13 protein-coding genes are annotated in these 12,325 nt (G+C 56.6%); 6 read left to right on the forward strand and 7 right to left on the reverse strand.

Annotation, left to right across the window (positions count from 1 at the left end; all coding sequences use genetic code 11):
- Window positions 1-121 precede the first annotated feature (121 nt).
- On the forward strand, window positions 122-1,132 hold the full coding sequence (gene glpX / locus INF73_RS00655; RefSeq protein ID WP_193542579.1) for a class II fructose-bisphosphatase: 1,011 nt from the start codon (window positions 122-124) through the stop codon (window positions 1,130-1,132).
- Between the two features lie 96 nt (window positions 1,133-1,228).
- A complete protein-coding gene (fpr, locus tag INF73_RS00660; protein WP_193542577.1) occupies window positions 1,229-1,975 on the forward strand; it encodes a ferredoxin--NADP(+) reductase in 747 nt (248 codons plus the stop codon).
- Here the strand turns inward: fpr and INF73_RS00665 are convergent, their stop codons facing one another.
- Window positions 1,976-2,395, reverse strand: a complete 420-nt coding sequence (locus tag INF73_RS00665) for a DUF805 domain-containing protein (RefSeq protein ID WP_028014847.1) — start codon at window positions 2,393-2,395, stop codon at window positions 1,976-1,978.
- Between the two features lie 112 nt (window positions 2,396-2,507).
- Between INF73_RS00665 and INF73_RS00670 the strand changes: the two genes are divergently transcribed.
- Window positions 2,508-3,104: a DUF1454 family protein gene (locus INF73_RS00670; protein ID WP_041911791.1), complete on the forward strand. Its 597-nt coding sequence runs from the start codon at window positions 2,508-2,510 to the stop codon at window positions 3,102-3,104.
- 111 nt (window positions 3,105-3,215) lie between these two features.
- Window positions 3,216-3,983: a triose-phosphate isomerase gene (tpiA, locus tag INF73_RS00675; protein ID WP_006808674.1), complete on the forward strand. Its 768-nt coding sequence runs from the start codon at window positions 3,216-3,218 to the stop codon at window positions 3,981-3,983.
- A gap of 37 nt (window positions 3,984-4,020) precedes the next feature.
- Here the strand turns inward: tpiA and INF73_RS00680 are convergent, their stop codons facing one another.
- The 6 genes from INF73_RS00680 to cpxP form a co-directional block, all read right to left on the reverse strand.
- Window positions 4,021-5,325: an SLC13 family permease gene (locus INF73_RS00680; protein WP_136484724.1), complete on the reverse strand. Its 1,305-nt coding sequence runs from the start codon at window positions 5,323-5,325 to the stop codon at window positions 4,021-4,023.
- 73 nt (window positions 5,326-5,398) lie between these two features.
- Window positions 5,399-6,142, reverse strand: a complete 744-nt coding sequence (locus INF73_RS00685) for a CDP-diacylglycerol diphosphatase (RefSeq protein ID WP_045630631.1) — start codon at window positions 6,140-6,142, stop codon at window positions 5,399-5,401.
- Window positions 6,143-6,249: 107 nt separating this feature from the next.
- The gene (locus tag INF73_RS00690; protein ID WP_028014851.1) at window positions 6,250-7,239 is read right to left on the reverse strand and encodes a sulfate ABC transporter substrate-binding protein; all 990 of its coding nucleotides are present in this window, start codon (window positions 7,237-7,239) and stop codon (window positions 6,250-6,252) included.
- 134 nt (window positions 7,240-7,373) lie between these two features.
- Window positions 7,374-8,336 (reverse strand): 6-phosphofructokinase, encoded by a 963-nt coding sequence (pfkA, locus tag INF73_RS00695; protein ID WP_028014852.1) that lies wholly within the window; start codon window positions 8,334-8,336, stop codon window positions 7,374-7,376.
- Window positions 8,337-8,510: 174 nt separating this feature from the next.
- Window positions 8,511-9,404 (reverse strand): CDF family cation-efflux transporter FieF, encoded by an 894-nt coding sequence (fieF, locus tag INF73_RS00700; RefSeq protein WP_028014853.1) that lies wholly within the window; start codon window positions 9,402-9,404, stop codon window positions 8,511-8,513.
- A 153-nt stretch (window positions 9,405-9,557) separates the two neighbouring features.
- Window positions 9,558-10,064 carry a cell-envelope stress modulator CpxP gene (gene cpxP / locus INF73_RS00705; RefSeq protein WP_028014854.1) on the reverse strand — a complete coding sequence of 169 codons (507 nt, stop codon included), beginning with the start codon at window positions 10,062-10,064 and terminating at the stop codon, window positions 9,558-9,560.
- A 150-nt stretch (window positions 10,065-10,214) separates the two neighbouring features.
- Here cpxP and cpxR point away from each other — a divergent pair, with 150 nt between their 5' ends.
- Both cpxR and cpxA read left to right on the forward strand, forming a co-directional pair.
- Window positions 10,215-10,913 carry an envelope stress response regulator transcription factor CpxR gene (cpxR, locus tag INF73_RS00710; RefSeq protein ID WP_006179159.1) on the forward strand — a complete coding sequence of 233 codons (699 nt, stop codon included), beginning with the start codon at window positions 10,215-10,217 and terminating at the stop codon, window positions 10,911-10,913.
- On the forward strand, window positions 10,910-12,283 hold the full coding sequence (gene cpxA / locus INF73_RS00715; RefSeq protein ID WP_003862003.1) for an envelope stress sensor histidine kinase CpxA: 1,374 nt from the start codon (window positions 10,910-10,912) through the stop codon (window positions 12,281-12,283). The genes cpxR and cpxA overlap by 4 nt, the downstream gene beginning before the upstream one ends.
- Window positions 12,284-12,325: the final 42 nt, after the last annotated feature.

Consider the following 12,325-nt stretch of genomic DNA (forward strand, 5'->3'; position numbering starts at 1 on the left):
CAATATTCCCTCTCCCCTGGGGAGAGGGTTAGGGTGAGGGGCTCCAACAGCACCGGTCCCCTCCCCCTTCCCCACTCTGTGATAAACTTCGTGCAATTCCTTTTGATTGTACGAGTCCCTCATGAAACGTGAACTTGCTATCGAGTTTTCCCGCGTCACCGAAGCAGCCGCCCTTGCAGGCTATAAATGGCTGGGTCGTGGCGACAAAAACACCGCAGACGGCGCGGCCGTCCACGCCATGCGCATTGTGCTTAACCATGTCAACATCGACGGCACTATCGTCATCGGTGAAGGCGAGATCGACGAAGCGCCGATGCTCTACATCGGTGAAAAGGTCGGGACCGGCAAAGGCGATGCGGTGGATATCGCGGTGGACCCGATCGAAGGCACGCGCATGACGGCGATGGGCCAGGCCAACGCCCTGGCGGTGCTGGCCGTGGGCGATAAAGGCTGCTTCCTCAACGCGCCGGACATGTACATGGAAAAGCTGATTGTCGGCCCTGGTGCGAAAGGTGCAATCGATCTCAGCCTGCCGCTGGACGCCAACCTGCGCAATATCGCGGCGGCGCTGGCTAAACCGCTCAACGAACTCACCGTGACCATTCTGGCCAAACCGCGCCATGACGCCACCATCTCTTATCTGCAGGCACTCGGCGTGCGCGTGTTTGCCATTCCGGATGGCGACGTTGCCGCCTCTATTCTGACCTGCATGCCGGACAGCGAAGTCGACGTGCTTTACGGCATCGGCGGCGCGCCGGAAGGCGTGGTCTCTGCGGCGGTGATCCGCGCGCTGGACGGCGATATGCAGGCGCGCCTTCTGCCGCGCCATGAGGTGAAAGGCGACAGCGACGAAAACCGTCGTATCGGTGAGGACGAGCTGGCGCGCTGCGCAGCGATGGGCATCGAAGCCAATAAAGTACTGGCGCTGAACGACATGGCGCGCAGCGATAACGTCGTCTTCTCTGCAACCGGCATCACCAAAGGCGATCTGCTGGACGGCATCACCCGCAAGGGCAACATGGCGACCACTGAAACGCTGCTGATCCGCGGTAAATCGCGCACCATCCGACGCATTCAGTCCATTCACTATCTCGACCGTAAAGACCCGGACGTGCAGACGCACATTCTGTAAAACCGTTTGATCGATAGAGCTTTCCGGCCCGAAGGGGCTGGAAATGTTTCCCACAAGTACGGAAGATAGAACAGAGAAACAGCACAGGAGAAGATCATGGCGGACTGGGTAACAGGTAAAGTCACAAAGATAGAATTCTGGACCGATGCGCTATTTAGTCTCACCCTGCATGCTCCCGTTCACCCGTTTAAGGCCGGGCAATTTGCCAAGCTGGGTCTGGATGTCGACGGCGAGCGCGTGCAGCGCGCCTACTCTTACGTTAACGCGCCGGATAACCCGGATCTCGAGTTCTATCTGGTCACCGTTCCTGACGGTAAGCTCAGCCCGCGCCTTGCCGCCCTTCAGCCCGGCGACGATGTGCAGATTGTGAGCGAAGCGGCAGGCTTCTTTGTGCTCGAAGAGATCCCTGACTGCGACACGCTCTGGATGCTGGCAACCGGCACGGCCATCGGTCCGTATCTCTCTATCTTGCAGTACGGTAAGGATCTGGAGCGCTTCAAAAACATCGTGCTGGTGCACGCCGCACGCTATGCCGCAGATTTAAGCTATCTCCCGCAGATGCAGGCGCTGGAACAGCAGTACGGCGGAAAGTTAAAGATTCAGACGGTAGTCAGCCGCGAAACCGTAGCAGGAGCGCTTACCGGTCGCGTACCGGCGTTAATTGAGAGCGGCGCACTGGAAGACGCGATGGGTTTACCGATGACGGCCGAAACCAGCCACGTCATGCTGTGCGGTAACCCGCAGATGGTCCGGGACACGCAGCAGCTTCTGAAGGATACCCGGCAGATGACGAAACATCTTCGCCGCCGGCCGGGCCATATGACCGCCGAACACTACTGGTGATCAGCGGTATTTCACCTCGACGGTATCTTTACCGTATTTATTTTCGCTCTGGGTGCCGATAAACGCGCCCAGATCGACAATCATCATCACGAAGATGACCGACGGCAGCAGCCTGCCCACGACCCACGGCAGGATGGAAGGCAGCATCGCCCAGTTCCCTGCCACCAGCATCCACGCCAGTATGATCAAAAATGCCCACGCGCCTGAGCGGCCGCGATCGTGCAGCCGTTTCACGACGACAGCCGCCGTTGGCCATAGCAGGCAGACCAGTGCAAATGCCGCCGTTTGCGTGCTCAGCCAGGCGTTATAAGCAACGAAAAAAAGAAGCAGCATGGCGACGACCCACGTCACCATCCAGACCCAGAAATCACGGCGTCCAATACGCCCTTTGAATGAAAACAGCCACTGCTGTATGGTCATGTAAGGTTCCTTATTATCGTTTAGCCCGCATTTTACCCTGGAGTTGTGACCTTTTGACAAGCCGACCAGATATCGTTTTAATCATGAGCACTTACGGCCAGGTGCAATGTTGATGAAAAATTCGGCACATTCTCTTTTCCTGTGTTTAGCGATGCTCGGCGCGGGTTTTCCGCTGCACGCCGCCAACACCGCGGCCCCCACCACTGCGCCGTATTTGCTGGCGGGCGCACCGTCTTTCGATCAGTCCATCAGCCAGTTTCGCGAAGCTTTCAATCAGGCCAACCCAGGGCTGCCGCTGGATGAGTTTCGCGCCATTGATAGCTCGCGCGATACCCCTACACTGACCCGTGCAGCGAGCAAGATTAACGAGAATTTGTATGCTTCCACGGCGCTGGAGCGCGGTACGTTAAAAATCAAAAGTATGCAAATCACTTGGCTGCCGATTCAGGGGCCAGAACAGAAAGCGGCTAAATCGAAGGCGCTTGATTACATGAGCGCGGTGCTGCAGGCGTTTACGCCTGCGCTGACGAAAAAGCAGAGCCAGCAAAAGCTGCAAAAGCTGCTGGCCGCCGGTAAAAACAAGCGGTACTACGCCACAACCGAAGGCGCGATTCGCTATGTAGTGGCGGATAACGGCGAAAAAGGACTGACCTTCGCCGTTGAACCGATTAAGCTGGCGCTATCTGACACTCTTGGCGGGGCCAATTAATGACAAAAAGCAAAGCCTTTCGAGGGAAAATCTCTATACTGATTCACAGACCATGCTGCCCGACAGGGCGGCCATATTCCTTAATTCGCTTATTTAGCGTGGAGAATTGAAATGCGACATCCTTTAGTGATGGGTAACTGGAAACTGAACGGCAGCCGCCACATGGTAAACGAACTGGTTGCAAACCTGCGTAAAGAGCTGGCTGGCGTGACCGGCTGCGCGGTTGCTATCGCTCCGCCGGATATGTACCTGGATCTGGCTAAACGTGCCGCTGACGGCAGCCACATCGTGCTGGGCGCGCAGAACGTTGACGTTAACCTGTCTGGCGCGTTCACCGGTGAAACTTCCGCTGAAATGCTGAAAGATATCGGCGCGAAATACATCATCATCGGCCACTCCGAGCGTCGCACCTACCACAAAGAATCTGACGAGTTCATCGCGAAGAAATTTGCCGTGCTGAAAGAGCAGGGTCTGATCCCGGTTCTGTGCATCGGTGAAACCGAAGCGGAAAACGAAGCGGGCAAAACCGAAGAAGTGTGTGCACGTCAGATCGACGCCGTGCTGAAAACGCAGGGCGCGGCAGCGTTCGAAGGCGCGGTTATCGCTTACGAGCCAGTCTGGGCGATCGGTACCGGCAAATCTGCTACCCCTGCGCAGGCTCAGGCAGTTCACAAATTCATCCGTGACCACATTGCTAAAGCCGACGCGAAAGTGGCTGAGCAAGTGATCATCCAGTACGGCGGCTCCGTAAACGCCTCCAACGCTGCTGAGCTGTTCACCCAGCCAGATATCGATGGCGCGCTGGTTGGCGGTGCATCCCTGAAAGCGGACGCTTTCGCGGTGATCGTTAAAGCGGCAGAAGCGGCTAAACAGGCGTAATGCTGTTGTGGCGGGGGGCGCTTGCGCTTACCCGCCGCTACAAACGCCCTAACACGCTAAACCACAGATAATCCAGCGGCAGCAGCACCAGATACGTCGCAATCGCCAGCGCCAGGCAGAGCACCATCCCCGCCCTTGCAGGCACCTTTCCTAGCCCCATCGCCACCACAATCGGCGACGCCTGATACGGCAGCAGCGGCGTGGAATAGCCCAGTACCTGAATCATGATCACCGACAGCAGCGGGAAACCGGTCGCATCCGAGAAGCTCTGCGCCAGCGTGGTGTACAGCGCCGGAACGCCGTTGGCAGTCATAATGAAGTTGAGTGCCGTAGTCATTCCGGTCAGCGCCAGGAAGCTGGTGAATGGTTTGTCCGCATCCAGCGGCATTATGCGCAGCAGCGCCTCGCCTACGGCCGCTCCGATACCCGTTTGCGTCACGACGATCGCCAGCCCGAGAATACCCGCAACGTAAATGCAGGTGCGCATATTTACCCCCGCCGAGAACTCCTCGCCGGTGATAAAACCAATGCGCGGCAGCATAACGATAATCGAGGCCGCCAGCCCCGTCCACGCCGGCCCCACGCCGTGCCAGCTCTCCGTCACCCACATCATCAGCACCACCACCAGCAGCCAGGCGAGTCGTTTTTCGTCACGCCCCATCGGTTCAGACAGCGTGAAATCCTTCGCCGGTTTCGGGCTGCCGGGGAACAGCCAGCAGATGAGGCCAATCAGAATCAGGCCTTTGAGAATACCGAGTACCGGCGTGTGCAGCAGCAGATACGGGACATAGTTCAGGTGAATGCCGTACGAGCCTTCCGCCGCGCCGCTCATGACCAGGTTAGGCACGTTGGCGGGCAGAATGGTGGCCGAGAGCTGGAAGGTACCGAAGCCGACTGCCAGCGCAAGGCCGAACCAGGCGCGGGAGCCGTCGGCGATACCGGCGCGTTTCGCCATCGCCGCGACAATGGGCATCAGCAGCGCAATACGCCCCATGTTTGACGGCATCACAAACGCCAGCGCGTAGCTGAGCAATACCACGCTCGCCACCATCAGCATCCAGGAGTCGGTGAGCTTTGCCGACAGCGCCCGGGCGGCCCTGTCCGCCAGACCGGTTTTACGGATCGCCACGCCGAGCACAAAGCCGCTGAAGACCAGCCAGAAAGCCGACGAGGCAAAACCGCCAAAAATCACCTCCGGCGGGGCGATTCTGGCGGTCATCGCCGCCGTGAAAAACAGCAGCGCGGTGATAAATTCCGGCAACAGCGACGTCGCCCACAGCACGATGGTGACGCCGACGATCAGCGAGGGCAGCAGCAGAGGATGCGTTAACCAGAGCGACATACCTGTCTCCTGTAGATTTTTTCAGCAAGTCTACGGTGACAGGCAGCCTGAGTAAACGCGATTTATAGTGGGGTTACTTCAGGATAGCGCATTGATGATCCTGCAATTCCTCTGCCGACGCGCGGTTAAGCGTGAGCAGGTTACGCTCGGTCGCCAGCAAAACAAACGAACCATCCGACTGCTGTGCCATCGCCAGCGCGAAGCGTCCCATATGGTCGCGCGCCTCCGGCAGCTCTTCCGCCAGCATCATAAACGGACTGCGCTGGACCAGTTCATTCTCCGTCACCCGGCGTGCGAGGTACTCATGCCCTTCCAGCCCACCCGGGAACGGTAGCCACTGGGTGCTGATGTCTCCCTGCGCCGCGTTGAGCTTCTCGCGCACGTCCGGGCGCAGGCAGGAGATATGGATATGGAAATGGTTTTGCGTGCGTCCGGTCGGTGAGTTAATCGTCAGCGAAATAGCGCTGTCCGGCACTTCAGAGCCACGCTTCAGGGTCATAAAGCTGCGCGACTGCCACGCCAGCCAGAAGAAGTTTGGCGTATGAGGCTCGGTCAGGAGCGGGCTTTCGGTGCCGTTGATGCGGTACGTTGGCATCAGCAGATACTGCAGCGGCCCGTTGCGGTCCTTGAATACCACATAGCCCGCGTCAGGCTTCACCTGCGCGCAGGGTGCCGGGTTACGGTGTTGCAGCTGATTAGGCAGACACTGGTCGAGGACGATATGGCGCAACGCATTCGGATTACCCGCTTTTATCCAGTACACGCCGCCTGCGGCAAGGGCGATGACAATCAGGATCAATAAGATAATTTTTTTCACAACGCGTTCCCTGTTTTCAATAGAGGCAAAAGAGTAACGCAAAATGATGACCAAATAAAAAACCCGGTGGATTTCTCACACCGGGTCGCCGTGTCGTTTGCTAACCGTTAGCGCTGGCTAATCTGGTCGAAGGTGCCGCCATTAGAGAAGTGCTCTTTCTGCGCTTTCGTCCAGCCGCCGAACACATCATCAATGGTGAAGAGCTTCAGTTTCGGGAATTCGCTGTCGTATTTCTTCGCGACAGCCGCATCGCGTGGACGATAGAAGTTCTTCGCCGCGATTTCCTGGCCTTCAGGCGAGTAGAGATACTTCAGGTAGGCTTCCGCCACCGCTTTGGTGCCTTTCTTATCAACGACCTTATCGACCACGGAAACGGTCGGCTCGGCGAGGATGGATTCGCTCGGAGTCACGATCTCAAACTTGTCTTTACCCAGTTCGTGGGTCGCCAGCAGGGCTTCGTTTTCCCAGGCAATAAGCACGTCGCCAATTCCGCGCTCGACGAAGGTGTTAGTGGCACCGCGCGCGCCGGAGTCCAGCACTTCAACGTTTTTGTACAGGGATTTGACGAACTCCTGTGCTTTAGCCTGGTCACCGTTGTTGTGGTGCAGCGCGTAGCCCCAGGCCGCCAGGTAGTTCCAGCGTGCGCCGCCGGAGCTTTTCGGGTTCGGTGTAATCACAGAAACGCCAGGTTTGATCAGGTCGTTCCAGTCCTTAATCTGTTTCGGGTTGCCTTTACGGACCAGGAAAACGATGGTCGAGGTGTAGGGTGCGGAGTTATCCGGCAGGCGCTTGATCCAGTTTTTGTCGATACGGCCGCGCTCGGCGATAGCGTCGACATCATAGGCCAGCGCCAGGGTAACCACGTCGGCTTCAATACCGTTAATCACAGACGTTGCCTGCTTACCGGAGCCACCGTGCGACTGACGAACCACCACGTTATCGCCGGTTTCCTGCTTCCAGTGCGCCGCGAAGGCTTTGTTGTATTGATCGTACAGCTCACGCGTCGGGTCGTACGACACGTTGAGAAGTTGAATGTCCTTTGCCAGCACGCTGGTCGATGCCAGCAATAATGTTAACCCCACGCCCCATTTATTCATCGCCCAGCTCTCTTGTTTAGTGTTTTGATGAATGCAGCGTGCCAGAAAGCGAATCGATGATTAAAGAATAAAAAAAGATTGGCTATAACGTGAAGGAATAAAAGCCCTCTTCAGAAAGAAGAGGGCTCGAAGGATCAGTACAGTTTTTTCGCGCAGTCCAGCCAGTCACCTTTGAACGGACGCTTCATGTTTTCAATTGCGTCGATGATGTCATGGTGAACCAGCTGTTCGTTCTGAATACCGACGCAGCGGCCACCGTGGCCCTGCAGCAGCAGCTCGATAGCGTACGCGCCCATGCGGGACGCCAGAATACGGTCGTACGGGCCAGGGGAACCGCCGCGCTGGATGTGGCCCAGAACGGTCGCGCGGGTTTCGCGTTTGGTTTCGGTTTCGATGTACTTCGCCAGCTCGTCAACGTCACAGATGTGCTCGGTGATAGCCACAATCGCGTGTTTCTTACCTTTCGCGATACCGGCTTTGATCTCAGCAACCAGATCTTCGCGGCTGAATTCCACTTCAGGAACCACCACAAACTCACAACCACCGGCGATAGCCGCTGCCAGGGTCAGGTCACCGCAGTAACGGCCCATCACTTCAACGATAGAGATACGCTGGTGAGAAGAAGAGGTGTCACGCAGGCGGTCAATGGCTTCCACAACGGTGCCCAGCGCGGTGAAGTAACCGATGGTGTAGTCAGTGCCTTTGATGTCGTTGTCTATGGTGCCCGGCAGGCCGATGCACGGGAAGCCCATTTCGGTCAGACGTTTTGCACCCATGTACGAGCCGTCACCGCCGATAACGACCAGCGCGTCCAGACCACGCTTTTTCATGTTCTCGATAGCCACTTCACGGATGTGTTCGTCACGGAATTCCGGGAAGCGCGCAGACCCAAGGAAGGTACCGCCACGGTTGATCATGTCAGACACGCTGTAGCGGTCGAGCTGAACCATACGGTCTTCATACAGACCCAGGTAACCATCATAGATACCAAAAACTTCCAGACCTTCCGTCAGCGCTGCACGGACAACCCCACGAATTGCCGCGTTCATGCCCGGCGCATCACCGCCGCTTGTCAACACACCGATTTTCTTAATCATGACTACCTCTGAACTTAGGAATGCAAAATTGAAATCTGTTGCCGGAAGAAACTTATCGACCAACGAATACTGCAAATAGTATATCAATCCCTTCTGGCTGAATTGATTCAGGTCAGACCAAATGGCGGTAATTTATACACAAAATGCTGGCCTGGCTCACTTTTTTACAACGAATTACGAAAGCCCAACATGTCCGGGTACAACCGAGCAGGGATCCTGGTGAATGATGACGTCTGAACCAGGAAAACGCTGCAAAATCGCCTGCTCGACCTGCTCAGCAATAACGTGAGCCTGTACCAGTGGCAGGTTGTCTTCCATTTCAATATGAATCTGAATAAAGCGGGTCGGCCCTGACTGCCGCGTTCGAAGATCGTGTGCACCGCTGACGCCGGGCCAGGAGGTCACGATAGAAAAAATTTCGTTACGTTCTGAGTCCGGAAGAGCGCGATCGAGCAGTGATTGCACCGCGTCATACCCCATCCGCAGGGCGCTATATAAAATATAGATACCAATCCCTAACGCAAACAACGCATCGGCCCGATGCCAGCCATACCAGGCCAGACCGAGCGCAATAAGAATAGCCCCATTCATCATAACATCAGATTGATAATGAAGCATATCCGCCCGTACAGCCTGACTTTGCGTTTTGCGAACGACCCAGCGCTGGAACGTTACCAGAACAAGTGTGCTTATAAGTGCAATGACCGTGACGACCACGCCGACACCGGGATTGTTCATCGGTGAAGGTGAAACCAGATGCTGGATACCGGTCAAAAACAGGAACAGTGCAGAGCCAGAAATGAACATACTTTGCGCCAGCGCCGCAAGCGATTCCGCCTTGCCGTGCCCAAACGTGTGCTCTTCATCCGCCGGCTGCAGCGAGTAACGTACCACCAGGAGGTTGGTCAGCGAGGCGGCGATATCGACCAGTGAATCCACCAGCGCCGCCAGAATACTGACCGAGCCGGTATACCACCAGGCAAAGATTTTGATCAGCAGCAGGCCAGAGGCCATGACGGTCGCCGCAATGGCAGCCCGGCTTACCAGCCTTCCATAGGATTGATTCATAAACGCTCCTGTCATGTCATGCCGCTAGTATAACGGAAGCATGGGGAGGCAAAGGATGAATAAACGGTTAACAAATCAGAATGCGGGGCAAAAAAAACCCCCACATCATGTGGGGGAAGACAGGGATGGTGTCTATGGCAAGGAAAACAGGGTTTACTGGTTACTACGGGTACTGCTATTGCTACTGAAAAACGTCGCTTCTGAGCTTCGCTGCATCCGTGCAACCTCACGCAGCTGGTCCATACGCTGCTGATGTTTGGCATTCAAAACCGCTTGCTGCTCGGGCGTTAGCAGGTGGAACATCTGGTTGCGGACCTTCGCCATTTCTACCTGGCGGGCAACCTGTTCCTGTGCCATTTTTTCGGCCTGAGCGCGAACAGCGCTTTCGTCAAAATTTTCTGCGGTGACAAGGCGATGCATTGTCTCCATTTCGCTAACATTAACAGGGGGCTGGTCGTGTCGTGCCCTCTGCATCAGATCTCGCATCTGTTGACGCTGATGTTCGGTTAAACTTATGCCGTCAAACATATGGCTTTGGCTGCTGTGCTGCGTTGCGCCCTCTTGCGAGGAACCGTTATCGCCGATGATAGCTACAGCAGCCTGGCTAAACGCACTGAACGCCAGCGTTGAGGCCATGACGGCAGCGGTAACTTTGCGCATCACTTGCTCCCAAAATCTTTCGTGTCGCGATTCAACGAGAGACAGTCTACGATTCAGGCTGCAAACATGCGTCAGGGGGTGTAAAACAACGTAAAGTCATGGATTAGATAGCCTTGATGTCGTAATTTCTGCCTCGGAGGTATTTAAACAATGAATAAAATCCTGTTAGTTGACGATGACCGAGAGCTCACATCCCTTTTAAAGGAGTTGCTCGACATGGAAGGTTTCAACGTCCTGGTTGCCCATGATGGCGAGCAGGCGCTGAGTCTCCTTGACGACAGCATCGATCTACTTTTGCTCGACGTAATGATGCCAAAGAAAAACGGTATTGATACGCTGAAAGAGCTTCGCCAGACACACCAGACCCCCGTTATCATGCTGACCGCCCGCGGCAGCGAGCTTGACCGCGTTCTCGGCCTTGAGCTGGGTGCGGATGACTATTTACCGAAGCCGTTCAACGACCGTGAACTGGTGGCCCGTATTCGCGCGATCCTGCGCCGTTCCCACTGGAGCGAGCAGCAGCAGAATACCGACAACAGCTCGCCAACGCTGGAAGTGGACTCCCTGAGCCTGAACCCGGGCCGTCAGGAAGCAAGCTTCGACGGCCAGACGCTGGAGCTTACTGGCACCGAGTTCACACTGCTGTATCTACTGGCGCAACATCTTGGCCAGGTGGTATCGCGTGAACATTTAAGCCAGGAAGTGCTGGGCAAACGCCTCACGCCGTTTGACCGCGCCATCGACATGCACATCTCTAACCTGCGCCGCAAGCTGCCGGAGCGTAAAGACGGTCACCCATGGTTTAAAACCCTGCGTGGTCGCGGTTATCTGATGGTTTCTGCTTCATGATAGGCAGCTTAACCGCCCGCATCTTCGCCATCTTCTGGCTGACGCTGGCACTGGTTTTAATGCTCGTTTTGATGTTGCCAAAACTCGACTCACGCCAGATGACGGAGCTGCTCGACAGCGAGCAACGTCAGGGCGTGATGATCGAGCAGCACGTGGAAGCGGAGCTGGCAAACGATCCGCCGAACGATTTAATGTGGTGGCGCAGGCTGTTTCGCGCTATCGACAAGTGGGCGCCGCCAGGACAACGTCTTTTGCTGGTTACCAGCGAAGGCCGCGTGATTGGCGCCGATCGCAATGAAATGCAGATCATCCGCAACTTTATTGGCCAGGCGGATAACGCCGATCACCCACAGAAAAAGAAATATGGTCGGGTAGAGATGGTCGGCCCTTTCTCGGTACGGGATGGGGAAGATAACTACCAGCTCTACCTGATTCGCCCTGCGAGCAGTTCCCAGTCCGACTTCATCAACCTGCTGTTTGACCGTCCGCTTCTGCTGCTGATCGTCACGATGCTGGTCAGTTCCCCGCTGCTGTTATGGCTGGCGTGGAGCCTGGCGAAACCGGCGCGTAAGCTGAAAAATGCGGCGGACGAAGTGGCACAAGGCAATCTCAGACAGCATCCGGAGCTGGAATCCGGGCCGCAGGAGTTTCTGGCCGCCGGCACCAGTTTTAACCAGATGGTCAGCGCGCTTGATCGGATGATGACGGCCCAGCAACGCCTGCTGTCGGACATCTCACACGAGCTGCGTACGCCGCTCACGCGCTTACAGCTGGGCACCGCCCTGCTGCGTCGCCGCAGCGGGGAAAGCAAAGAGCTGGAGCGTATTGAAACGGAAGCGCACCGTCTGGACAGCATGATTAACGATCTGCTGGTGATGTCGCGCAACCAGCAGAAAAACGCGCTGGTGAGCGAAACGGTGAAAGCCAATCACCTGTGGCACGAGGTGCTGGACAACGCGGCGTTCGAAGCGGAGCAGATGGGGAAATCGTTCACCGTCAACTTCCCGCCGGGCCCGTGGCCGCTGTACGGTAACCCCAACGCGCTGGAAAGCGCGCTGGAGAATATCGTGCGTAACGCCCTGCGCTACTCGCACACGAAGATTGAAGTGGCGTTTTCGGTGGATAAAGACGGGATCACCGTCATTGTCGATGACGATGGTCCAGGCGTCAGCCCGGAAGATCGCGAGCAGATTTTCCGTCCGTTCTACCGCACCGACGAAGCGCGCGACCGCGAGTCCGGCGGCACGGGGCTGGGGCTGGCGATTGTAGAAACCGCCATGCAGCAGCACCGCGGCTGGGTGAAAGCCGACGACAGCCCGCTGGGCGGGCTGCGGTTAACGCTGTGGCTACCGCTGTATAAGCGTTCGTAACGGTATGTGCCGGGTGGCGGCTTCGCCTTACCCGGCCTACTT

It is taken from the genome of Enterobacter cloacae complex sp. P6RS (assembly GCF_014982245.1).
In the GTDB taxonomy this organism is placed as follows: Bacteria; Pseudomonadota; Gammaproteobacteria; order Enterobacterales; family Enterobacteriaceae; genus Enterobacter; species Enterobacter bugandensis.